The 24,591-nt window shown below is 40.9% G+C and carries 22 protein-coding genes; 12 read left to right on the top strand and 10 right to left on the bottom strand.

Annotated features, from left to right (window positions below):
• Positions 1-19: 19 nt before the first annotated feature.
• Positions 20-541, bottom strand: coding sequence for a hypothetical protein (locus AAW12_RS18045; protein WP_046675058.1), 522 nt, complete (start codon positions 539-541; stop codon positions 20-22).
• 71 nt (positions 542-612) lie between these two features.
• Complete coding sequence (locus AAW12_RS18040) at positions 613-1,266, bottom strand: Pr6Pr family membrane protein (protein WP_046675497.1); 654 nt, start codon at positions 1,264-1,266, stop codon at positions 613-615.
• Positions 1,267-1,453: 187 nt separating this feature from the next.
• On the opposite strand from AAW12_RS18040, the gene AAW12_RS18035 reads away from it, so the two are divergent.
• Together AAW12_RS18035 and AAW12_RS18030 are read left to right on the top strand one after the other, a co-directional pair.
• Entirely contained in the window at positions 1,454-2,197 is a 744-nt protein-coding gene (locus AAW12_RS18035; protein ID WP_053003793.1) for a LytR/AlgR family response regulator transcription factor, read from the top strand.
• Positions 2,194-4,113, top strand: coding sequence for a sensor histidine kinase (locus tag AAW12_RS18030; RefSeq protein ID WP_046675057.1), 1,920 nt, complete (start codon positions 2,194-2,196; stop codon positions 4,111-4,113). The genes AAW12_RS18035 and AAW12_RS18030 overlap by 4 nt, the downstream gene beginning before the upstream one ends.
• A gap of 276 nt (positions 4,114-4,389) precedes the next feature.
• Here AAW12_RS18030 and AAW12_RS18025 read toward each other — a convergent pair whose 3' ends face one another.
• Positions 4,390-6,858, bottom strand: coding sequence for a glutaminase family protein (locus tag AAW12_RS18025; protein WP_046675495.1), 2,469 nt, complete (start codon positions 6,856-6,858; stop codon positions 4,390-4,392).
• 272 nt (positions 6,859-7,130) lie between these two features.
• Here AAW12_RS18025 and AAW12_RS18020 point away from each other — a divergent pair, with 272 nt between their 5' ends.
• Positions 7,131-8,951 carry a mechanosensitive ion channel family protein gene (locus tag AAW12_RS18020; protein WP_084823228.1) on the top strand — a complete coding sequence of 607 codons (1,821 nt, stop codon included), beginning with the start codon at positions 7,131-7,133 and terminating at the stop codon, positions 8,949-8,951.
• A gap of 102 nt (positions 8,952-9,053) precedes the next feature.
• Here AAW12_RS18020 and AAW12_RS18015 read toward each other — a convergent pair whose 3' ends face one another.
• Positions 9,054-9,548, bottom strand: coding sequence for a GNAT family N-acetyltransferase (locus tag AAW12_RS18015; RefSeq protein ID WP_156167692.1), 495 nt, complete (start codon positions 9,546-9,548; stop codon positions 9,054-9,056).
• Between the two features lie 152 nt (positions 9,549-9,700).
• On the opposite strand from AAW12_RS18015, the gene AAW12_RS18010 reads away from it, so the two are divergent.
• The 5 genes from AAW12_RS18010 (at position 9,701) to AAW12_RS17990 (ending at position 12,754) form a co-directional block, all read left to right on the top strand.
• A complete protein-coding gene (locus AAW12_RS18010; RefSeq protein WP_046675055.1) occupies positions 9,701-10,327 on the top strand; it encodes an FMN-binding negative transcriptional regulator in 627 nt (208 codons plus the stop codon).
• Positions 10,324-10,869 carry a GNAT family N-acetyltransferase gene (locus AAW12_RS18005; protein ID WP_046675054.1) on the top strand — a complete coding sequence of 182 codons (546 nt, stop codon included), beginning with the start codon at positions 10,324-10,326 and terminating at the stop codon, positions 10,867-10,869. Before AAW12_RS18010 ends, AAW12_RS18005 begins: the two co-directional genes overlap by 4 nt.
• Entirely contained in the window at positions 10,862-11,593 is a 732-nt protein-coding gene (locus AAW12_RS18000; RefSeq protein WP_046675053.1) for a YggS family pyridoxal phosphate-dependent enzyme, read from the top strand. The genes AAW12_RS18005 and AAW12_RS18000 overlap by 8 nt, the downstream gene beginning before the upstream one ends.
• A gap of 10 nt (positions 11,594-11,603) precedes the next feature.
• Positions 11,604-12,335 (top strand): type 1 glutamine amidotransferase, encoded by a 732-nt coding sequence (locus tag AAW12_RS17995; protein ID WP_046675052.1) that lies wholly within the window; start codon positions 11,604-11,606, stop codon positions 12,333-12,335.
• 95 nt (positions 12,336-12,430) lie between these two features.
• Positions 12,431-12,754 (top strand): hypothetical protein, encoded by a 324-nt coding sequence (locus tag AAW12_RS17990; protein WP_046675051.1) that lies wholly within the window; start codon positions 12,431-12,433, stop codon positions 12,752-12,754.
• A gap of 143 nt (positions 12,755-12,897) precedes the next feature.
• Here AAW12_RS17990 and AAW12_RS17985 read toward each other — a convergent pair whose 3' ends face one another.
• Both AAW12_RS17985 and AAW12_RS17980 read right to left on the bottom strand, forming a co-directional pair.
• Entirely contained in the window at positions 12,898-13,188 is a 291-nt protein-coding gene (locus AAW12_RS17985) for a putative quinol monooxygenase (RefSeq protein ID WP_046675493.1), read from the bottom strand.
• An 80-nt stretch (positions 13,189-13,268) separates the two neighbouring features.
• Positions 13,269-13,880, bottom strand: coding sequence for an NAD(P)H-dependent oxidoreductase (locus tag AAW12_RS17980; protein ID WP_046675050.1), 612 nt, complete (start codon positions 13,878-13,880; stop codon positions 13,269-13,271).
• Positions 13,881-13,977: 97 nt separating this feature from the next.
• Here AAW12_RS17980 and AAW12_RS17975 point away from each other — a divergent pair, with 97 nt between their 5' ends.
• On the top strand, positions 13,978-14,874 hold the full coding sequence (locus AAW12_RS17975; RefSeq protein WP_046675049.1) for a LysR family transcriptional regulator: 897 nt from the start codon (positions 13,978-13,980) through the stop codon (positions 14,872-14,874).
• Positions 14,875-14,911: 37 nt separating this feature from the next.
• Here AAW12_RS17975 and AAW12_RS17970 read toward each other — a convergent pair whose 3' ends face one another.
• Positions 14,912-15,481, bottom strand: coding sequence for a Crp/Fnr family transcriptional regulator (locus AAW12_RS17970; RefSeq protein ID WP_046675048.1), 570 nt, complete (start codon positions 15,479-15,481; stop codon positions 14,912-14,914).
• 173 nt (positions 15,482-15,654) lie between these two features.
• Positions 15,655-17,058 (bottom strand): dihydrolipoyl dehydrogenase, encoded by a 1,404-nt coding sequence (lpdA, locus tag AAW12_RS17965; protein ID WP_046675047.1) that lies wholly within the window; start codon positions 17,056-17,058, stop codon positions 15,655-15,657.
• Positions 17,059-17,439: 381 nt separating this feature from the next.
• On the opposite strand from lpdA, the gene AAW12_RS17960 reads away from it, so the two are divergent.
• Entirely contained in the window at positions 17,440-17,916 is a 477-nt protein-coding gene (locus tag AAW12_RS17960; protein ID WP_046675046.1) for an OsmC family protein, read from the top strand.
• Positions 17,917-17,999: 83 nt separating this feature from the next.
• On the opposite strand, the gene AAW12_RS17955 is transcribed toward AAW12_RS17960, so the two are convergent.
• Positions 18,000-18,695 carry a LytR/AlgR family response regulator transcription factor gene (locus AAW12_RS17955; RefSeq protein WP_046675045.1) on the bottom strand — a complete coding sequence of 232 codons (696 nt, stop codon included), beginning with the start codon at positions 18,693-18,695 and terminating at the stop codon, positions 18,000-18,002.
• A 3-nt stretch (positions 18,696-18,698) separates the two neighbouring features.
• Positions 18,699-19,709, bottom strand: coding sequence for a sensor histidine kinase (locus AAW12_RS17950; RefSeq protein ID WP_046675044.1), 1,011 nt, complete (start codon positions 19,707-19,709; stop codon positions 18,699-18,701).
• Between the two features lie 171 nt (positions 19,710-19,880).
• On the opposite strand from AAW12_RS17950, the gene AAW12_RS17945 reads away from it, so the two are divergent.
• Together AAW12_RS17945 and AAW12_RS17940 are read left to right on the top strand one after the other, a co-directional pair.
• Complete coding sequence (locus AAW12_RS17945) at positions 19,881-21,269, top strand: TolC family protein (RefSeq protein ID WP_046675043.1); 1,389 nt, start codon at positions 19,881-19,883, stop codon at positions 21,267-21,269.
• A gap of 10 nt (positions 21,270-21,279) precedes the next feature.
• Positions 21,280-24,570, top strand: coding sequence for an efflux RND transporter permease subunit (locus AAW12_RS17940; protein WP_046675042.1), 3,291 nt, complete (start codon positions 21,280-21,282; stop codon positions 24,568-24,570).
• The last annotated feature ends 21 nt before the right edge of the window (positions 24,571-24,591 follow it).

The following is a 24,591-nucleotide window of genomic DNA, read 5'->3' as shown; positions in this document are numbered from 1 at the left end:
ATCTTGTTTGGCAAGCTCGTTACTTGGAGAGCTCATTCAATTCGGCCTGCGAAAACACATGCTCGCCTTTTAGATAACCATTCGCTTCTTTCAGATAGGTATATATTACTTCTCGGCCCTTTGGATTGGGCAATTTATGTAAATTTTTGACCAAGAAATCTTTATCACGCAATCTATCTTTACCATAGCTTAAAAAAGATGGTGCATGCGTCTGCACGCTCCAACGGATAAAACGTAAATCGATATTGTCAGGGTATTTCATGATCATTTCTTCGAGGAGCTTTTTTCCTTTCTTGAATTGCCCCAATTTTGTAAACGGGTTGCCCATATGTTTTGCCCATAATATCTCATAAGCAGCAAGATACCCCTTTTCCGTGGCGGAATTGGCAGCTTTTTCCAATAGTTTCAGATTCGTTTCACAGAGCTTCTTGTTTTGAACAGCAGTCGCGTACTCGGCTCTCATTTTATCAACATCCACTTGACCAAAACAACAAATCCCACATAATACCAAAGAGACACAGATAAAAAATCGTATAGCCATTTTCAATTCAATTAAAGTAAAAAATAAACGCTGTTTTGTGATATAACAATATCGAAGAGCTTTGAGTTTTCTTATTTTTTAATCCGCTGAGAACGCTGTTTGTTTTGCCACCTTCCCAATACAATGAGCAATGCACCAATGACGATGAAAACCAACGTTACTCCAAAGCTGTTCAAAATAACCCTGTCCATCCCCAATTCGGAAACATTGACAAAAGGATAGGGATAAAATCCAGAAAACGAACCATGCCACAACGTATAAAAAAGATAGACTAATGGGAAGATCAACCAATAAAAAATATGACTCCACCGGATTGTTCCCTTGTCCAAAAAACGCCACCAAAAAAGGAAAAAACTCAAAGGAGCGAGCACATGCAATAATTCGTCAACCACCATTGATAAACCCTGCGGATGCGACAGAAAGCGAAGTATGGTATTATAGATAATTCCGACAATAAGAATATATAATGTTACGGCAGTAATTGTTTCGGGTCTAGTAAAAAATAGGCCCATTCGACTTTTTGACCAGCAAATAGTAAAAAGACAGCATAACATAACCATTACATTACTCAGAATCGTAAAATAACTAAAAAACTGAATAATATAGTCGACCCCGTCAAGCTTGGAGGTATGAGCACTTAAGATAAACTGTCCAACAATTGCAAACAAGGTAATCATACCAAGGCTACCAGCAAAAACTGATTTTAATGATTTTTGATTCTCCATAGTCCTATCGGCTTTTACCATACTAAAGATAAAAATTTCAACTGCTATTTGGAATTTTAAATGATCAAATCCAATTCACCCCTACTCGAATCTTAAATCCAGATTGTAAATAATTGCAACGAATTGTAAATGGATTCAGTTTCCTTACTTACAATTATTATTTTTATAGGCTATAAAGTATTGATAAATGATCAGAGTAGCCATTATCGAGGATGAACCCGCGGTACGCAAAGAAATCAGCTATTTAATCCAACAGGAAACTGATGTTGAACTTGTTGGCTGGAGTGATACGGTGACAAATGCTGTAAAATTGATTGAAGAGAAACAACCCGACGTTATACTCATGGATATTCAACTCCGTGATGGTACAGCATTTGACATCCTAAAAAAGCTAATCGCTATTCCACAGAATATTATTTTCATTACGGCCTACAATCATTTTGCAATCAAAGCCATCAAATATGGTGCTTTGGATTATCTCTTAAAGCCGGTCGACCAAACCGAATTAAACGAAGCATTAGAACGTTATCGGCGTAAAAGCGAAAACAATCCCCAATGGATGCAGCGTTTATCTATGGCAAAGGAGGCTTTACATGCCAGCGAGCTTCCCGAAAGCATCGCCTTGTCTTCCATACACCATGTACGTATCGTCCCCGTTCACAACATTGTTTACTGCAAGGGAGACGGTCCCTATACTTTTTTCTTTTTAAACGATGGTACCAAAGAGTTAATCTCTAAACCGCTCAAGTATTATGAAGAATTATTGCCTCCGCCCTATTTCTTACGCACCCATCAATCGTATCTTGTCAATCGTTCGCATATTTCTGGTGTCAATCGTTCCGAGTATATTGTCTTAAAAAACAAAGAGGAAATTCCAATTTCATCACGCAGAAAAAACTCGATCTTAAATCAGCTTTTCCCTGAAAAATGAGCATACTGAACCGCATTTTCCCTTGGCTGCTACTGCCTTTGTTTTCGATCGCTTGCGCTCGAAAGAATGACGCACTGTCGCCCGATCATGATGCTATTGCCGCAGAGATTAAAACGCTCGAAGACCAAAAGTTAAATGCAGCAAATGGAGATTCCATTAAACAGGCCTGGTTAAAGTTAGACCAGCATGCCACCGTAAGAAAAGACACGATGCTCGCTGCCCGTGTAAAATATTGCCTGGCACGACTCTACGCCATGAGCGGTCAAGACTCGGCTCTTTTTTTTGTTCAACAGGCGCTCGAACTCATTGAACCCACCACCGGAAACGCTAAATACAAAGCGCTTATTTACAATGGCATAGGAAATATTCGCAGCATAGAAGCAAAACAACGCGAAGCGGGCTATTATTACAACAAAGCCGCCACGATTGTTTTGTCGGATACCGCATCAGGATTGTCAACCGAAGCGAAATCAGCGATATTACTGTCCGCTGCCCAAAACAACTTGAGCTCCTTCCAGTATAACCTTGCAGAAAAAATGAATCGATCGGTATTACCCCTAGTTGATTCACTGCCTGAAGGACACATTAACCGGCAACGCGTATTGGTACAAATGATACAGACGCTGAATACTTTACAGCGGCCAGCAAAAGATATTGCCCCCTTCCTTCATCAACTCGAAGAATTACATGCTAAAAATCCAGACAAATACAACATTAGTTTTCTATATGACTCGAAGATCCAATACTATGAAACGGCTAAAAAACCGGACTCCATTTTACATTATGAGTTGCTAAAAATAGCGATAGATGAACGTTTGCACCAACAAACAGCGTCCTCTATATTGATGAACAATTTATTCGTAGACTACAGTAATGTTGCCGCAATCTATGTTTCATTAAATAAGCCGGCCTTGGGAGAAAAATTCATCCGAAAAGCCAGCAAACTTAAAGCGCAGTTTCCAAAATTAATCTTTCCCAACAACGAAATTACATTTCAAAACAGTCTAGCAGCCGTCTATCGCTTGCAAGGAAAAAATAAAGCCGCAATAGACGTATTGAATCATCTTGTACAATTACAAAGGGGTATTTACCAATCGGAGAATACACAGGCGATCGCAGAAATGAATGCCCTATATCAACTCCAGGCGAAGGATCAATCTATTCGAATACTGAACGAAAATATCAAGATCAATAAACTCCAGCTACAAAAAAATCGTTTAGGGCTGATCATATCCTCGCTCGCGGTTATTTTATTGATCATCATACTTTTCTTCCTATTTTACAGTTTTCGCCAGCGCCGTTCCATACAAGAGAAAGAAAAGATCTTGTTGCAGCAGCAGTTGTTGCGCACACAGATGGAACCGCACTTTATTTTCAATACCCTTTCCGCTGTACAGAGTTTCATGCGCCTGGATAAGAAGGAAAATGCCATCAAATATTTAAATCGTTTCAGTCGGCTACTACGCAGCAATCTCGAATTAAGCCGTGAAAACCTTGTTCCATTAAATGAGGAACTGGAAACCTTAGAAAACTATTTGATCTTGCAGCAAATGCGTTTTGAAGATGCTTTTCATTACCATATCACACAACCTGAAGATCAAGATTTAAGCGCGGTCATGCTGCCACCAATGCTCATACAACCCTATGTTGAAAATGCGATTCTGCATGGCATAAACCTCGAAACGGGCGATGGCAGTATCGACATCGAGTTTACGTTATCTGAAGATATCCTTCAGGTGACGATTAAAGATAGCGGTAAAGTAAATCCAGACATTCCTGAAATTACCCATCGTTCACTCTCTGGGACCATCAGTCGTGAACGCATGCAGCTGTTGGGCAAGAAAGCAAGTGTACAGATCACCAAAAACCCCACTGCTGGTACCACAGTCATCCTGCATATACCAGTGACATATTAATGGCAAACAAAGGAATATTTAACGTCCTTTCTAGGTTCTACTGCAGTGAAAATTTCAGAAAAACAATACAGAACTTGCAAGACAACACGTATTTCAACAGAAATCAGAAAAAAGAACCATGTTGAGCCAAATTTCGATACCGTAAAATAAGAGATATTGAAACGCATAACCCTATAAACAAACGGCGAGCAATTCTTTAATTGCCCGCCGTCTTATTAACTAAACACAAACTAAATACTTCATTATCGGCTCCTGCCCCCTACTCATTTTCCTCATTTATTTCTGTTTCATGATATCCGCTAAAAGTTTCATGTAAAACCCTCCAACAACACTACGGGCCTTGAAGTTTTCACGGATCCCCGTAGTCGAATCATAAAAATCATTTAATGGGACACGGGATTCCGTTTGAATCGCATGATTATAGACTGGTTTTATCAAAGCTTCAAATGCTTCTCTGGATGGAGCAAATGATGCTGTCCAAAGAATCCAGTCATTTTTTGTGTATGCTTTACGGCTATCCAATGGTATGCCGAATCTATTTTGCTTGGTCAGATAATACTTAATTTCTGTATCATACACTTTTTGCGGAAACAGATTCAATCCCAATACTTTGTCCCAGATCAAATTATATTTTTGACTCCAGGTATTTTTATCATCAAATGTCAATGCATAATGATCACCGGCATCTGCCATTTCCATCCATTTCGGAACCATTTCCTCGGCAATTGCACGGTATTTTTTTGCTATCGCAGTTTCACCAATGGCCTCCGCGAGCTGCGCATAACAAGCAATACCAACGATAGCCTTAACAGATAAATTGGCATTTCGTGCAAGGTGACCGGCAAAATCATCTGTACAGAGCTGCGTTTTAGGGTCAAAACCATCTTTAACCAGATAATCTACCCATGTTGTCAATGTTTTCCAATGCTTCCTGGCATAGTCAGCATTCCCTTGCACTTTTGCGATTGCAGCAGTTAAAATAATCATATTGCCCGATTCCTCCACAGGCATAGGTTCACCATAGGTTTGACCATTGGCCAATGGATACGTACCCAAATCGTGCGCTGCCCAAGGATAGGGATATTTACCGCTCTCACTAAAATAAAATATTCCACTTAACATCCCTTTCAACAACTCCGGATTATAGATCAGATACAATGGCGCTGAAGGATAAGTGACATCGACCGTATTGATGAATCCGCCACTATTATTTTCTTTGGAAAGCCATAATAGTTCGTTTTGTGGACTTTTCACCAAGGTATGTGCTGCAATACTTTGACGATAAGCGAGAACGCTAAGGTGTGCATACTCTTTTCCACCCGATTTTGGCGCATCTGCATACACTTTTTTGTCGAATGCCACGCACTTATCGAGTACCTTACGATACTCATCTGCAGCCAAAGTCAGCTGATTTTCCATCGTTTCTTTACCGGAGTTGTTCCACCATGGTCTCAGGTTATTTTTGAAATACTGAATCGCATAAATTTCATCGTACCCAACCTCTACAAAACGTTCCTCCGCTTTCGCCCCCACATTGCCAAATGGAATGACCGTGTTCAGCGCAAGTGATGTCCCCTTAACAGTTTTTACCGATGTCGTTGTTCCCTTTCTAAAGCCGTCTACAGCTCGGCCCCTCGGACTAATAAACTGTTGCGTTTTATCCCGCTTCGGTGAAGCAACATAAAAATACCCCCAGTCTATCCGCATATCATCGGCCCCTTTCTGCAGAATAGGCTGTTCGACGGTTCCCGTTTTTAGTACAGACAATTTTGCAGTCTCATATTTTTCGGCGATCACCTCCTGTGAAGGTTTATACACCGCAATATTTGTGGATGCACTTAGAAAAACTTTAACCGCATGCTGCTTGCCATCGTTTGCTTTGACGTTATACGTGATATAGCTTACCGGTCGAGCCAATAAATTCAGATCATCCATAAGCAAAGGCGACGTAAAGGTTAATTTTAGATCAACCTTACCTGCCTGAAAGTTATAAACCGTACGCGTCGCTGTTATTTCTACATCGTTTTGCACGGCTTCTTCAATCCGTGCCCCACGCTCTTTAAGCCTGTCAACCAAACCAAAATCGAGATAACGACCGCCAGCACTATTCTTCAAATGGATGGCAATATTATTTTGCCCAGCCTTCAAATTCGCCTTGTCAATCGGTATATACTGAAAGTTGTTGGTCCAACCTACTTTTTCGTAAACCTTCTTCCCATTCAAAAATACGTCTATATTATCATCATGATTGAGTTTTAAAAACAACTCATTAATACCCTTCGGATCCGCTACGGAAAACTCACGTCTCACCCAGATATCGTCCGATTTCCAAAGGGTTTTTACCTGCTTCTCGTCATCACCTATGGGTGCAAGTCCCGATTTCCACGTATCCGTATTATAAGCGGAAGATTCCCATCCACCTTGAGGTTTTGATTCTGTATACTGTACCGTAAAAGATTTATCTTCGGCAGTCGGTAAAATAATCGCATAACTCGGTTCCTCTTTGCCAAGAAAACGATAAATATGACCATCAACATCAATTAAGCCCAACAGCGAATGATCAGCGTCTGTCCAGTGCTTTGTTGTCGATGCATGAAGCTGATCTGTCATTGACCATATACTAAAATTGGGGTTGTGTGTAATCAATGGATAAGCCGGAGCTTTGCGTTCTTGGGCTTGTCCATCTAAAACAGTGGAAACACAGGCTACAATAACACAGAGACCTATCTTCCCAAGTTTGTTCATTGCATAAATAGATTTTTGAAAAGGTTTAATCATATTTTTTAGATAAAATTAGCTATACAGTTTTTCGTATTGAGCATATGCTCAATCGTTTTAACAAAGAAAGTCGGAATAAGTTAAATTCAGCTGTCGCATCGTATCATTTTACCTTCAATTTATATCATATTTGACGATCTGCCGTCTAATCGAGATAATTATTATCTTTGAGAACCTGTCCGATCGTTATGCGCAAAGTAACCTAGTAAACATCGGCATTCAATTTTACCAATAACACGATGAGAAGTATTTACGTTTATTTCTTAATGACTATATCTTGTCTATTTTCAACGAGCGCACCGCTTTATGCACAAGAAACAGATTCGGTCAATAAAAAAGAATTGGATCTAAGTTCCCTACTGAACGGAATTAGACAACAGCAAATTAATGATTCTCTTGAACGGGTAAAGCTTCAGCATGAAATTGCCGATCTTAAAAGTCAAAATAGCCCCAAAAAAGAAAATTTAAAACAGCAGCTGAATGAGTTTGACGAAGAAAATAATCTTCGGAAGCAGCAGCTGAAAGTTAAAGTAGACTCCATCAAAAAAAACACAAAAAGATATGCGGTCGCGCCATTTCAGGATACGCTATTCTATATCTATAATAAACTTGGATCATCATTAGCCAAAGACCGCGCCTACAATGTGGTCAGCAGAATTCATAATCTATATGAAGACGATTTTGTGAAAGTAGATTCCTTTAAAATCGAAAACAGCGAAATAAGTGCCGACATCGTTTATAAAGATCTCGTCATAACTTCCGTCACAGAACTCGATGCCCTTCTTGAAGGAAAAAGCAAAGAAGAGATTGCGGCAAACTACCTAAAAAGAATTCAGGATTCAATCAAAACGGAACGTGCTGATAACAGCATTACAAAACTTCTTACCCGTATTGGGCTTGTATTTCTCATTCTAGTCGTTTTTTCGATATTGATTCTATTGATAAACAAATTGAAAAAATATGGTACACGACGTATATTGACAGAAAGAACACAGCGGATCAAAGACATTAAGATCAAAAATTACGTCCTTGTCACCTCTGTACAAAAAACACGGATGTTTATTAATGCCATAAATATCTTACGTTGGGGCTTGATCGTACTCATTGCCTTTATCATGCTGCCGATTGTCTTCAGTGTTTTTCCATTTACACAGAGCTGGGCATCCAATCTCATTGGACTTTTTACAAAGCCCCTGAAGACTGCAGTTTTGGCAATTTGGGATTATATTCCCAATCTGATTACTGTATTTGTCATACTCGTTGTCATGCGGTATGCCGTTCGATTCATAAAGTATATTTTTAGCGAAATTGACAAAGGCAAATTGGAGGTCAATGGTTTTCATCGCGATTTTGCCATGCCAACCTTTACTATTGTTCGTTTTCTGCTCCAAGCCTTCACGCTGGTGCTCATATTCCCTTACTTACCCGGCGCAAATTCAGATATATTTAAAGGAATATCCGTATTTATTGGTGTCCTGTTCTCTTTAGGGTCATCTTCTGCGATTTCCAATATCATAGCGGGGCTTGTGATCACCTATATGCGTCCTTTCCGGATCGGAGACCGTATCACTATCGCCGACAAAACGGGCGTTGTTATCGAAAAATCCCCGCTGGTAACCAGGCTTCGAACGATAAAAAATGAAGAAATTACCATTCCCAATTCCTCTGTACTTTCGGGAAATACCGTCAATTATTCGACATTCTCTGAAGAGGGAATCTGTTTTCAGGTGGAATTGACAGTCGGTTATGAAGAACCTTGGCAACGTATCCACGAATTGCTGCTGAACATACCGCCGCGAATAAAAAGAGTCAACCTTAATCCTGCCCCATTCGTCTTGCAAAAAAAATTAGACGACTTTTATGTTTTATATGAACTGAATGTCTACATCGCTAGATCCGCGGAAATTGAACTGGCAAAATCTGAAATTTTTCAATTGATCCTCGATGATTTTTTAGCGGCAGGAATTGAAATGAATGGTCCACACCTATTTGCCAAAGTTGATCATGTCCAGCAATATAATCCAAAAGCACCCAACAATTCGCACGAAAACGAAATTTAAAGCTTGTTTCCATGCGTTGTATTTTGCTGTATTTTATAGATCAATTGCTGCGTTCAGACCGGACTGAAAGCAGCAATTGATCAACAGCGGGAAGCAGGTTAACTAAAGATTCAAAACATAGATCAGCTCTTCTGCTTTGACCCCATCAGGCCAAACGACATCCCTTGAATGTGTATACTCAAAGTTAAACGATTGATTTGCAGCTCGCGAGGCTTCGTTACCAACCCGATGAGATACCGTAATCCGGAGGCAGCCTTGTTCACGCGCCCATGTTATACGCGCTTTATAAAACAAGCGGGATAAACCCCAGCCTCTATGGCCTTCCTGAATGAAAGACGCGATCAAAATCGCATTTGATTCATCCGCCCGATCCAACACGACACCGGTCAGCCCAATCAATAAATCTTGGTTATACAAACCGAATATCGCACACTTGGGATTGCCCAGTAAGGCCATCCACTCGGCATCACTATAAGCCGCTTCCTTTTGATAATTGCTACCGAACACCTCAGGAGCAGAAGATAAGGCCTCCAGTCTTATCTTTTTGTATTGCTGCCATTCTCCTATTTCTAAACGTCTTAGCTCATATTTCTCCATTTTTGGCGCCTTTTTTTGCTTATCTTTCAACGTAAATATACTTAAGCAAGCGCAATAAATGAACACTGGACCAGCTACATTATACAATTTGGACTAGCTCATTTGCACCCATTGACCGTAATTTTGACTTATATCAAGAAATAGCTATTTGCATGTATGTACCCAAACATTTCCAGTTCGAAGATTACGCAGAAAAGGTTGAATTTATGCAAAAATATAGTTTTGCCACCATCGTATCGGTTAAAGAGGGGATTCCAATAGCCACACAGCTCCCCTTCCACATCCGTACGGATAAAGATCAGCTGCTTTTAACATCACACTTCGCTCGCGCAAACGAGCAGGCAAATTATATCGAAAATACGCCGTCATTGGTTATTTTCTCCGAACCACATGCTTATATCTCGCCACAACACTACGACAAGGAGGAAAGTGTACCAACCTGGGATTACATTGCGGTTCATGCCTATGGTCTTGCATCTATCCTTACGGAGGAAAAAGCAATAAACAAGGCTTTAGAGCAAATGATCCTCAGTTACGACGAAGCTTATCTAACACAATGGAACAATCTCTCCGATCGCTTCAAAAGTGGCATGATGCGAGGTATCACCGCCTTCGAACTTGTCGTTACGGATTTACAGGGCCAAAAAAAATTAAGTCAAAATAAAAGTGAAACAGAAAGACAGCGTATCCGCGATTTTCTGAAAAATAGCGACAATGAGCTCGAAAGAAATATTGCCGCAGCAATGAAAAATAGATCAATAAATAATGAAAAAAAATGAACAAAAATAACACCGAAATAGCAATCACTAAAGTAAAACTAACAGATATTGACCTGCTGCAGCAAATTGGAAAAGAAACATTTATCCAGACCTTTTCAGACACAAACACTGAAGATAATATGAGAACCTACCTGACTGAAGGATTTTCAAGAGAAAAATTATTGGCCGAGCTCTGCCACGATGAGTCTGAATTTTACTTCGCCGTGTTGGAAAATAATGTTATTGGTTACTTAAAAGTAAATACTGGGCAAGCGCAGACCGAAAACCAATACCCAGAGGCATTGGAAATTGAACGCATCTATGTTCTACAGGAATTTCACGGTAGAAAAGTGGGGCAGCTATTGTTCGAGAAAGCACTAGCCTTAGCTCAAAAAAAAGCAGTTTCATTTATCTGGCTTGGTGTTTGGGAAAAAAATTCCCGCGCGATCAATTTCTATCGGAAAAATGGCTTTGTGGCATTCGACAAGCATATATTTCAACTGGGCGACGATAAGCAAATCGATATTATGATGAAAAAAACAATACAACCGCAACATGGATGAGTTTATTACAGAAAATATACGCATTATACAACAGCGTATCGACAAAGCGTGCAAAGCAAATCAGCGCGTTCCACGCGAAGTAAAATTATTGCTAGCGACTAAAACCGTACCTGCCGAACGTATCGAAATCGCACTGCAAACTGGTCAAACCTTAATTGCCGAAAATAAAGTACAGGAATTAAAAGACAAATTTGAGTATTTAAATACTATTCCGCATGTTAATCATTTTATTGGCCACCTGCAAACCAATAAAATCAAGGATCTGCTTAAATACAACGTATCCTGCATCCATTCAATCGATCGTATAGATCTTGCCGAAAAATTGCATCAACGACTTTTAAAAGAAGATAAAACCATAGAGGTGCTCATTCAGGTGAATACTTCCTTTGAAGAGAGCAAGTACGGCGCTGCTCCAGAGGAAGTGATCGATCTGGTTCAGCAAATAGCAACATTAAACACACTAAAGATTAAAGGATTGATGACGATAGGTCTATTGAGTGCCGAGGCCGAACAGGTGCGAGCCTGTTTCAAATTGCTTAAACATATTCAACAACAAATTATAGCCCTAGCTATTCCTGATGTATCGATGAAAGAACTGTCTATGGGCATGAGCGGGGATTTAGAAATAGCGATAGCGGAAGGCGCGACGATTGTCAGGGTAGGAACGGCAATTTTTGGACAGCGTCCTACTCCAGATAGTTATTACTGGAACGAAAACCGATAACATAAAACCAATGCGGATACATTTTATACAACACGAAGTTTTTGAAGCACCCGGAGCCTATTTAGCCTGGGCAGAAAAACAACAGCATGAGGTCACCTTTTCCCAGGTCTACCAACAGGACCTTCTGCCAGACGAAATTGATTCCGTCGATGTATTGATCATTATGGGCGGACCGCAAAGCCCAGATTCATCCCCGTCCGAATACCCTTATTTTGACGCTAAGGCCGAAATCGCCTTTATCCGCCGATGTATTGATGCAGGCAAGGCAGTTGTTGGTATATGCCTGGGCGCACAACTGATTGGCGAAGCGCTATTGGCAAAGTATGAACATAGTCCGCAAAAAGAAATTGGGGTTTTCCCCATCACGCTTACAGCGGCAGGAATAAACGACTCCAAAATAGCACATTTTGGCAGCCCGTTATCGGTTGGACATTGGCACAACGATATGCCTGGACTTACCCCTGAAAGTGAAATCTTAGCAAGTAGCGCCGGCTGCCCTAGGCAAATTGTGCGTTATACAAATCTCGTTTACGGATTTCAATGCCATATGGAACTCACAGCTGAAGTCGTCCGGCTATTGATAGCTTCAGAAGAAGATCTCCTTCTCCAAAGCCAATTGCACCAATTTGTGCAATTACCCGACGTAATTCAGGCTTATGATTACAACGAAATGAACAATAAACTTCATACATTTTTAGATTTACTTGAATGTGCATACAGGAGAAGTCTGGTCAATAAATGAGCATAACTGTTTAAATGAGGCCATAAAAATTCGTAGAGGTAATTCATTAGTTGGATAAAAAATCGTAGATTTGATATTAAGACAAAGAACTATTGATGGACCTAAGACGCAGTAAACTTCAAAAAATGGGCTATGTCGCCCTTCTGGCATTTCTCCTGTACGGCTGTGTTTCCCAAAAAGAAAACAAAAAACTGACCTGGTATCAACATCAGATTATCGAGCAGCTTGTTCCGGAAACTGATTCCAGTTACAGAGTGCAAATTGGTATCATGGCTGCTACCTTCTGGCTAGATAATCAAGATGGTCAGCTGACCAAAAAATTGAATCTCCTGCAACAGAGCTACACACAACGAAATAAAGTCGATGTCGCTGTTCAGCAAGGTACCAACAAAATCATTCGCGTCACCAAATCAGAATAGAGCACGCTCTATCTAGGCAACACAAATGATTTTGGCACCACCAATACTTCAATTATAGTTCATATCCTAGGCCCACACAAATCATCCACTACACATGTTGTTTGCTATCTTCTCAATAAGGTCCGGACAGACCACATGGTAAATTAAGCAATCTTATTCATTGCTATAATTTGAGGCGTTTCCTGTAATTTTTCACCAGCCACTTTTCCAAATGCCACAATATAAGGTTGTTGATTATGCGCATCCAAGCCCGCTTGATCTTCCCAGATTTCATAAAATATAAATTGATTTTCATCACTGTTTACCTGGTGCAGATCATACTGTATACACGCTTCTTCTTTCCTACTTGCCTCGACCATTTCTAACAATAATGCCAATACTTCTTCCCGATGTGCAGGAACTACTTTTAAAATTGCGGTTAAATATACCTTCATGTTATTGATTTTATTTTGGTAATTTACTCTTTTCATCGCAATAACGCCATGGATAAAGCGATTTATCGATCAATAAATTTTTAGTTCAACGTAGTTTCCAAATGGAAGACTTCTTCCAAATATTGTTTATATTCCTTTTCGTAATTGTCGACACGTTCTTGAGATGCCCCCTTTTCCATATCATGAAAATGGAAACTTCCCAGGTGTTCCAATCCTGCAAACTGATTCATCTTATGAAAACCGAATAAAACACCGGCATCAACTGAATGCTGATCAAAAAACTCATTTTCCATTGTAAATGCTGTCTCAGGGGCATTCCAGCTCGAAGTCACCATGTATTTTTTACCTTGCATCAAACCTCCGGTGCCATAATTAATTGCCGGATTCTTACGCGATCGACCATCACTCTTATAGATACCGTTGTTGTGGCCGGCCGTAAAGACTTCATCGATATAAAGTTTCAGACGATTCGGAACCTGGAACCACCATACAGGAAAATGGTAAACGATAATGTCTGCCCATTTAAAATTTTCAACTTCAACCATTGGATCAAAATCATCATTGATATTGGTAACCCTTGTTTCAAATCCATTTTCAGCCAATGTTTCAATGGTCCAATTTGTTATCGTAGTATTAAAAGAACCTCCCGAGTGTGCGAATTTCTGTCCGCCATTGATAATAAATATTTTCATTTCTATAATTTTTATTATTGATAACACAAATTTCTATCATATTTTTAAATCATACAAATAATTTAAATTGTATATTTGTATCATAAAAATAATAACTATGAAATGGAACTTAGAATGGCTTCGTACATTTAAGGCAATCTATGAAACCGGAACATTATCTGCAGCTGCACAGGAATTATTTATTTCTCAGCCGGGGGTAAGCTTACATCTGAATTCCCTGGAAGCATTTACGGGGCACAAGCTTTTTGATCGCTCTGCGCGAAGAATGGTGCCGACCGAAAAGGGGAAAATCTTGTATAACTATGTTATTGATCCGCTTAAAAAACTAGAAACTGGTGAACAGCATTTTCACAAACGGGCATTGGACGAACGTATAACGATCAGTATCGGAATGTGTTTTGAGACCTTTCAGTACACCCTGGAAGAACATATTGCCCAGCTCCCCTTCAATTTAATTATCAAATTTGGAGAATATCCGCAGATGCAACAGGATCTTGATAATGGTTTATTGGACCTTATTATTACGCCTCAAAAAGGAAACCAGCAGAACCTGCAATACGAAGCGTTCTCAAAAGAACGTATTGTCTTGATTGCAGGGTGTCAGACGGATACATCCACACTGGAAGCACTGCTGAGCGCCAATAAAATTAAAGAAGCAGCTCAACTCCTTAAAAAACAATTATGGTATAGCACGGCTGCCGATATGGATCATTTAAAAAACTACTGGTCAACACACTTTGGCGAACATCCAGACTTTAGCCCCAATTATATTGTTCCCAATATTAGCTCCATCATACGCTGTTTGAGCAACAATACAGGCTTTTCGATTGTTCCGGACTTCCTATGTGCTGAAGCAATTGCATCCGGGAAAATAAAACTAATCTGGGAAGGGACATCGCCTGTCGAAAATATCCTTTACTTCGGAACTAGAAAGAAAACCATGTATCAGGAAGAAATTGGGCAGTTGGAAACGCTGTTAAAAGAGAAATGGTAGTTCACCGGGCTATTTCTTGCCGATGGCCCGATTTACCCTACTGGTGGAGCATTTTACTTAAAAACTCGGGCGTAACGCCAATATATGCAGCAACTTGTTTCTGCGGAAGCCAGTCGATCAATGTAGGATAACGTGTACAGAACTTTTCGTAACGTTCTCTGGCAGCTAGACGGAGATTCTCCATCGATCGACTTTGATAATAAACCAATGCATTTTCGGCAAGTATCCGAAAATAGACATTCAGTTTCGGAATCTCCTGATAGAGTCGATGCAGATCGACTTTGGAAATCATCCATACTTCAGATTCAAATACCGCATCGATGTATAAACTTCCGGGTTTTCCAGTCACCAAACTATACATATCGCCGATCCACCAACCCTCGGGAGCAAACTGTTGAATATACTGAAAGCCGTTTTCATCCACGCAATAACTTCTTAGACAACCCGAAGCGACAAAAATAGCATACCTGCTCAGATCGCCCTCCAACAGCAAATATTGTTTCTTCTTCACTTTTTTTGATTTCACAACAGCCAATAGGCGTACGATTTCATCTTCCGTTAGGTCGATCTCTTTCTGAATACTGTCTAACAATACCTGCTTGTCCATAAATTAAAGGATGATACACAACAAACATAGATAAATTGATTTTTGTATCCAAAAAAATAGACCAGCAGCGCCTTTTCTTGGACGGAAACCCGTTTAGTTCTTCTGAAAGAAATACATTGAGCTCTTTCAAAAGAAATACGCGTTGCCCTTCTCTGAAAAGGCGCATAGGATACTTATATATTTACAGATGGACGCCCCGAAGCAATGGTATGCGCTTCCTTCAAGACTTCTGAATAAGTAGGATGTGCATACGACACCCTTGACATACTATCGGCGGTGATTTCATATTCCAAGCCCAAAACACCTTGAGCAATCAGATCGGCCGCACGTGCTCCAATGATATGAACCCCCAATAATTCGCCATATTTAGGATCGGCTAACACCTTTACAAACCCTTGCGTATCCATCCCCGCGCGGGCACGGGCGTTTGCGGAAAATGGGAATTTCCCAACCGTATACGCTACACCCCTTGCGTTGAGGTCCTCTTCTGTCGCACCAACTGAAGCGACTTCAGGCCAGGTATAAACCACACTTGGAATGCGATCATAATGCACCTTTGGTTTTTGGCCGTCTATATGTTCAACAACAAAAATTGCTTCCTCTTCAGCTTTATGCGCCAGCATTGCTCCACCGATCACATCGCCAATAGCGTAAATATGGGGAACCGCCGTCTGTAGCTGCTCGTTGGTAACGATCATACCTCTGGCATCCAATTGAACAGCTGTATTCTCCAACCCAAGCCCCGCTGTAAAGGCTTTCCGTCCGACAGCAACCAAAACGTAATCCGCTCGTAACTGCTGCTCCTGACCATCGCTATCCCGAAAGAATACGCTTGCCGAACTGCCTTCATTTTCTGTTTTGTAGACAGCCTGTTTAAGCAGAATTTTAATGCCATCATGGAGTAGTATTTTTTTCAATGCATCCCCCAATTCATGATCCATATTGGCAAGGAGGCGATCGGCATATTCTATGATAGTGACCTCACAACCCATCCTGTTGAATATGGATGCCATCTCTACCCCAATCACACCACCACCGATGATAACTATTTTACCCGGCTTCTCTGGCAAAGACAACGCCTCCGTTGAGCTGATGATACGTTTTTTATCTATGGTTATTCCCGGAATTGTCGCCGGCTTTGAGCCGGTGGCAATGATGAATTTATTTGCACCAAGGGATAGTCGTTCCCCAGCTGATGTAGCGATCTCAACAGTAGAATTATTGACAAAAGAAGCTGTTCCGTGGATCACCGTTACCTTATTCTTTTTCATCAGGAAATTCAGCCCCTGTGTATTTTGCAAAACCACTTTGTCTTTACACTCATACAGCCGGCCAAAGTCTATCGACAGCCCTGCTACCTGAATCCCATGTGCAGCAAAATGATGCTGCGCGTCATGATAGTGATGTGTACTATCCAAAATTGCCTTTGTGGGAATACAGCCGACATTGGTACAGGTACCACCCAATGTATCATATTTCTCTACAAGAGCAGTTTTATACCCCAATTGAGCACTGCGAATCGCCGCTACATAGCCGCCTGGGCCAGACCCAATGACAACCAAATCATATTGTTCCATATACGAACTATTTTTAGTTAACAGAATTATTCACGACCAAAACAGGTCTTACAAATACGCCCCGCATAGTTGACACCATCCAAAAGGCTACTATAAAAATTTCACGATATACGCCAATCATAGCACAAAATAAAATACCAAAAGGTATATTTAAAGACAATAGAAAACATGGTATTATTCACAAAAAATATATTTAATTAAAATCACAACAAACTTACGAATAAAATACCAATCAGTATATTATAAACAAAAAAATAAATCAAAAAACATAATGTGAAAGTCAATTCTACCCAAAAGACATTGCGCTTATGTTGAGGATAAAGGGATATTCTTTAACTTGCTTACAGATTAGCACCAACAGCGTCAAACGATCATTTTCAAATGAAACAGCATAACTACACAGCCACAATTGCGTGGACAGGAAATCGCGGCAGCGGAACCGATCATTATAAAAACTACGAAAGAAGCCACCGCATTCGTATTGACGGCAAAGCTGAGATTGAAGGTTCTTCGGATCCAGCGTTCCTGGGAGACCCCAGTAAGCACAATCCCGAAGAATTATTGCTTGCATCCCTATCCTCTTGCCATATGTTATGGTACCTTCATTTCTGCTCCGTCAATAAAATTATTGTAGAAGAATATGTAGACCACGCAACGGCGATCATGCTTGAAGAAGAAAGTGGAAAGGGCTATTTTAAAGAAGTTACGCTAAATCCTTCAGTCCGGGTAAAAGATTCTGCGATGATTGCACAGGCCATTGAATTGCACAAAAAAGCAAGTGAATATTGTTTTATTGCCAATTCAGTCAACTTTCCCGTATTGCACAAGCCCAACGTCAGTATCAGCACATCCAGCTAAATGAATAAACTTTCTTCTTCAAATGATATGCTGTGAATTGACAAGAACGGCGATACCTGGTCGAATTACTTCATAGCTTGGCGCTATTTATTGGCTAGCCGCTCCTGCAATTCCCGACGAAAAGTTATACCGACAGGTAAAGACGTATTATTGATCTGCACCATGCCATGCTCATATTTGATCACCTTATTGATCGAAGCAATATAGGATTTGTGGATACGGACAAACTTTGATGCTGGCACCTGTGTGAGAATTTGTTGGGTGGTGCTTGCTGTTAAAAAAGTTTGTCCCGGGGTAACAATTTTTACGTAATTGCCAAAGCTCTGAATAAAATCAATCTGCGATAATTTAACCTCAATAATGCGGCCATCCATGCGTATACTAATCGATTTGGGTTCTTCTTCCTGAGGTGACAGGACCGTATTATACGACAAAAAACGTTGAACAGCCTTAAAAAAACGGGGGAATGAAATAGGTTTTAATAAATAATCGACAACGCCATAGTCATAACTCTCCAATGCGTATTCGGAATAGGCTGTTGTCAAAATCGTTTTGGGTGGATTATCCAGCATCTTCAAAAACTCCATCCCATTAATTTCGGGCATTTCAATATCCAGGAAGATTAAATCTACTTTGTTCTCCCGAAGAAACTCCAATGCCTCAAAAGCATTATAACATTGAGCAACTAACTGTAGATCAGTACTTCTTTCAATATAATTTACCAGAACATAATGCGCGGCAGGTTCATCATCAACCACGATACAGCTTTTTTTATTCATTGTTTAAAGATTGATAACCAATGACACCTCATACTCTTCTTTCTTGGAATTTGTCGTTAGTTTATACCGATTAGGATACAAAAGCTTCAATCGAGCCACTGTATTTTCCAAACCTATTTTTGCTGAAAACACATTCCTTTTCTTGACCGGAACAGAATTTCGGACATGCAAATATAAGTTCCCTTTTTCAATCTTGATTGAAATATGTACAAAACAATCTTCAATACTGCAGGTTCCGTGTTTAAAAGCATTTTCCACAAAAGTAATCAATAACATTGGCGCTATCTGATAATTGATATCTTCCTCTTTTTGATAGTCAAATTCAATTTTTGTTCGGTATCCTAATCGTTCGCGCTCCAGTTCGATATAACTTGAGATAAAATCGATCTCATCATCCATCGCAACAAATTCCCGATCACTGCTCTCCATCTGATAACGCAGCAGCTGGGAAACTTTGATGATCAATTCGGATGTGCGTTCCGGATACTTCAAATTAATGCCATAGATAGTATTCAACGTATTGAATAGGAAATGTGGATTGAGCTGTTTTTTCAAATGCGATAACTGCGTCTGATTCGAAAGCAGTTCACGTCGCGTCTTCACCCGTTGGAAGCGATAAAATTCTATAAATTGAATACTGCCCAATATGCAGATCAAGGATCCCAACAATACACCAAACTGATAATGGAACGTTTTCTGAACCAGATTCTTGTAGAGAAAACAATTCTTGTAAATGACGTTATCCGTCAGCTCTTTTAATATCAATGCAAAAATCAGCAGCGTTGCCACCGAAGCCAGAATATACAACAGGGGTTTATTCTTTTTAAGCAGTAATGGCAATAGAAAAAAGCGATTTAGTTGCGCATGTGCATAAAGGATCAGGAAATAGAGCACCCCCATCAAAAATCCCTTCCAACTCAGGATCAAAATCCAGTCGTTCAACGTAAAGAGGATAAACGAAAAGATCAATAGGACGACTTCCTGTATCATCTTGTTCTCCAAAACCTTTCTCATAATCCTTTTTTTTGTTAAAATTCTGTTACAAAGTAAGAGTTTTAAGTTTATAACAGCAGAAAAATAAATGACGAATTAAATTGGTCACTTTTAAACACGATAGATCATTTAAAAGGGGCCTTACAGCCTAGCTCATCGCTATCTTCGTGTCCATAAAATGATAGATAACCTATGCTGAAATTGAATTTAGTGCTGTCATTGGCTGTGTCACTTGCGACATCCTCCTCCTTCGCTCAGACGCTTACACTGCGCGACGCCGTAGAACAGGGTCTTGCAAATTATGGAAATATCAAGGCAAAGGAATATTATCTCCAGTCTTCCCTGCAGACCAATGAACAAGTCAAACGCGACTTTTGGCCCAATCTGAACATCGTAGCGCAACAGGACTTTGGAACAGTCAATGGACAAAATGGTCCACTGTATGGATTCGGCGGACTAGGGGTAGCTTCTTCAGGAGCCGCTCTTCCCGAACAAAATTGGAATGCCGCATTTGGTGCGCTTTACTTAGCCAACGTCAATTGGGACATTTACACCTTTGGACGAAAAAAAGAACGGATCGAATTGGCCAAATCTGATACCAAACGAATACAGGCCGATCTCGGCCAGGAACAGTTCCAGCATAAAGTCAAGATTGCTGCAGCTTACCTCAATTTATTGGCGAGTCAGCGCTTGGAAAAAAATCAACAGATGAACCTCGACCGTGCACTGGTATTTTTAAATATCGCTGCCACGAAAGTAAAAAACGGCATATTGCCCGGCGTAGATTCAACGCTAGCTTCTGCCGAAGTCTCACGCGCAAAGATCAGCCTCAACCAAGCCAGCGAAAATGTTAAAGAGCAAAACAACAAATTAACAGTACTGATGGGAATACCAGCAAAAAACCTGCAAATAGATACCTTGCTCGTCCAGAAAACACCAGTACAGCTAACTCCCCTTTCAGACAACTTGATTGAAAGTAATCCTATTCTGCAATTTTATAAAAGTAAAATTGAATTGGGTGAACAACAATTAAAATTATCAACCAAAGAATATTTTCCCACTGTAAGCGCCTTTGGTGTTTTTCAGACAAGAGGATCAGGTTTTAAGAGCGACTACATTACGGATCTACAAGCTTATAGCACAAATTATTGGCAAGGCGTTCGTCCCAGTAGGCAAAATTATCTCTTGGGATTGGGCATAAACTGGAATCTGACTTCTATTGCACGCATTAATAAAAAAATCAGTGCACAGCGCTTTACGAATGATGCCCTAAGAGAAGAATACCAAACCGCCGAAGCTCAATTGGCAGCACAGCTGGATGCTGCTGATGTTAAAATTCAATTGGCCCGAAAAAGTGATTTAGAAGCTCCCCGACAAGTATCGGCAGCCCAGCAAGCTTACAATCAAAAAATGACGATGTATAAAAACGGCCTAGCTACGCTTGTCGACGTTACACAGACCCTTTATACACTCAATAGAGCCGAAACCGATCGTGAGATCGTCCACATCAACCTTTGGCAGTCGCTTTTATTAAAAGCCGCAGCTGCGGGAGATTTTGATATTTTCAACAAAGAACTATAAATAACATTACATGAATTTAATACGTTTTGCCTTACGCAAGCCGATATCCATCCTCGTACTCGTATTGGGACTTATTGTCTTTGGCATAGGTGCCGTTCGATCGATCAAGGTGGATATCCTGCCAAAAATGAACCTTCCGGTTATTTATATTGCCCATCCATTTGGTGGCTATTCGCCGGATCAAATGGAATCTTATTTTGCTAAAAACTACGTTAATATCCTTCTTTTTGCCAATGGGGTCAAGTCTATTGAGACCAAGAATATTCAAGGTCTGACCTTAATGAAAGTTTCGTATTACGAAGACACCAACATGGCACAGGCTGCAGCCGAGCTAAGTGCCCTGGCCAATCGGATCCAGGCCTCCTTTCCTCCAGGCTCGCAACCGCCGTTCATCATTCGCTTTGATGCCTCGTCGCTTCCTGTAGGTCAACTGGTATTGAGCAGTAGCAAACGATCCAATAATGAACTGCAAGATCTGGCCAACGTCTATGTCCGGGCATCATTTACATCAATCCCCGGCTTATTGTCCCCACCTCCTTTTGGGGGAAGTCCACGCACAATTGAGGTTAACGTTGATCCCGATTTAATGCGTAGCCACAATATGACACCCGACCAAGTCGTAGAAGCGCTACGACTGAACAATCAAACTGCCCCGGCAGGAAACGTACGCATTCAGGATAAAAACTACATTACGCCGACCAATAATACCATTAAAGAGGTCAAAGATTTTGAAAAAATCCCGCTTTTTAAAGGTGGGGTACAAAATCTTTACCTTGGAGATATCGCTACGGTAAAGGACGGAGCTGATGTTACTGCAGGCTACGCCTTGGTCAACGGCAAGCGCTCCGTATACGTCAGTATTGCCAAAGCTGGCGATGCCTCCACATGGGAAGTCGTCCAGAACTTAAAAGCAGCTTTACCAAAAATTCAGGAGAATTTGCCCGACGACGTCAAGTTATCGTATGAATTTGATCAATCCGTTTATGTCATCAATTCGGTAAAGAGTCTGATTACCGAAGGTGCCATCGGAGCTATCCTGACCGGACTTATGGTGCTCCTATTTTTAGGTGATCGAAGAGCCGCGCTGATCGTTATCCTGACCATACCGATATCCGTGATATCCGGAGTGCTCTTTCTGAAACTCTTCGGGCAGACCATCAACCTCATGTCCCTCAGCGGACTAGCCCTGGCTATTGGTATCTTGGTCGACGAAAGTACGGTAACGATCGAGAATATACACCAGCATCTGGATATGGGGAAACCCAAAGCCTTGGCTATCTGGGATGCCTGTAAGGAGATCGCCTTACCAAAATTATTGATCCTGCTCTGTATATTAGCCGTATTTGCACCTGCATTTACCATGACGGGAATTCCGGGCTCGCTATTTCTTCCCTTGGCCCTGTCCATTGGATTTTCGATGATCATATCCTTTCTTCTTTCGCAGACATTCGTTCCCATCATGGCAAACTGGTTTATGAAAGATCATGCCCATAAGGCTCCACATGCGACCAAATCCGAGGGTTTAAATGCAGATGAAGCCCAGTTTGCAGCATCTGGACTGACCGTAGAATCCGAACAGGATACCTTGAATCAGAAGAAACTATTGGTGGAACGTGACGACTTTAACAACGATGGAAAGATCAGTATTTTTGAACGGTTCAGAAACAGATTCATGAAAATGATCGATCGCTTGTTCAAAAGAAAGAAAACCATTACGGTGATCTATCTGCTTGGAGCGCTAAGTCTTGTTGTCATTTTACTTTCCACGATAGGCCAGGATGTATTTCCGAAAGTCAACTCCAGCCAGTTTCAAATGCGCCTTCGTGCCGCTGAAGGTACACGTATCGAACGCACCGAAGAAAAAGCAAAACTGGCGCTGGCCGAACTGGAAAAACTGGTTGGCAAAGAACATATCAGCATATCTTCTGTCTATATCGGTCAGCACCCCGGGCAGTTTTCAGTATCGCCGATCTATCTTTTCATGGCCGGTCCACATGAAGCTGTTTTCCAAATAGCACTGAAAGACTACCATCATGATATGGACAGTTTCCGTGATGAATACCGAAAACGCCTGAAAGCAGCAGTTCCCGATGTACAGGTATCCTTTGAACCGATCGAACTTACGGATAAAGTATTAAGCCAGGGGTCGCCTACCCCTATTGAAGTTCGAATAGCAGGAAAAAACAAAAAGAACAACGAAAAGTACGCCGGAAAATTGATCGAGGAACTAAAAGCCATCCCTTACTTTAGAGATGTACAATTAGCACAATCCATTAAATATCCTTCGTACGATATTAAAATAGATCGCATTAGAGCTGCACAATTGGGTATCGATCTCAGCGAAGTAACACGATCGCTCATCGCGTCCACCTCATCTTCGCGTTATACCGAAAAAAACACCTGGATCGATGAAAAAGCAGGACTCTCGTATAATGTCCAAGTTCAGGTGCCCATCGATAAAATGAAAGATGAGAAAGAAATCGGTGAAATCCCTTTATTGAAAAATTCGGCGCGACCAATACTGAGCGACGTTGCAACCATCACACCGTCCTTCACTTATGGAGAAAATGACAATTTGGGCGCGATGCCCTATGTATCAGTTACAGCAAATATCGATCATACCGATTTGAAAACAGCCTCCAAAGATGTAAAACGTAGTATCAAAGCCCTTGGTGAACTCCCGCGTGGGTTATCCATGGAGCAAATAGGGCTCGGAAAAGTATTGGAAGAAACCATGAGCAGCCTTGAATCTGGTTTGGCTGTAGCCATTATCGTTATATTCCTGATGCTATCAGCCAATTTCCAATCGTTCAAAGTTTCTATGGTTGTACTCACCACAGTTCCTGCGGTGGTGCTGGGGTCATTACTTCTATTGTTGTTAACCGGATCTACCCTCAACTTACAATCCTACATGGGGATTATCATGTCGGTGGGTGTATCCATTGCGAACGCTGTTCTACTCATCACCAATGCCGAACATATCCGTCGGCATCATGGAGATGCGCTGGCTGCAGCTCGTGAGGCAGCATCCTTACGGCTTAGACCCATTATCATGACCAGTTTGGCCATGATTGTAGGCATGCTCCCTATGGCCATTGGCCATGGCGAAGGTGGTGAACAAGTTTCACCACTCGGTAGAGCCGTCATTGGCGGATTACTATTTTCAACATTTGCCGTACTCGTCATCTTACCGCTCATATTTGCTTGGGCGCAAGAAAAAAGCAGTACACAATCGATCTCATTAGATCCTGAAGACAAAGAAAGTAAACACTATATTGCCGCATTAAAACCTTTATCGTAAAAGCAGTATAATCTATAAAAT

Source organism: Sphingobacterium sp. Ag1 (genome assembly GCF_000988325.1).
GTDB lineage: Bacteria > Bacteroidota > Bacteroidia > Sphingobacteriales > Sphingobacteriaceae > Sphingobacterium.
The sequence above is the reverse complement of the archived record's forward strand: the minus strand, read 5'-3'. Positions and strand labels throughout refer to the sequence as shown.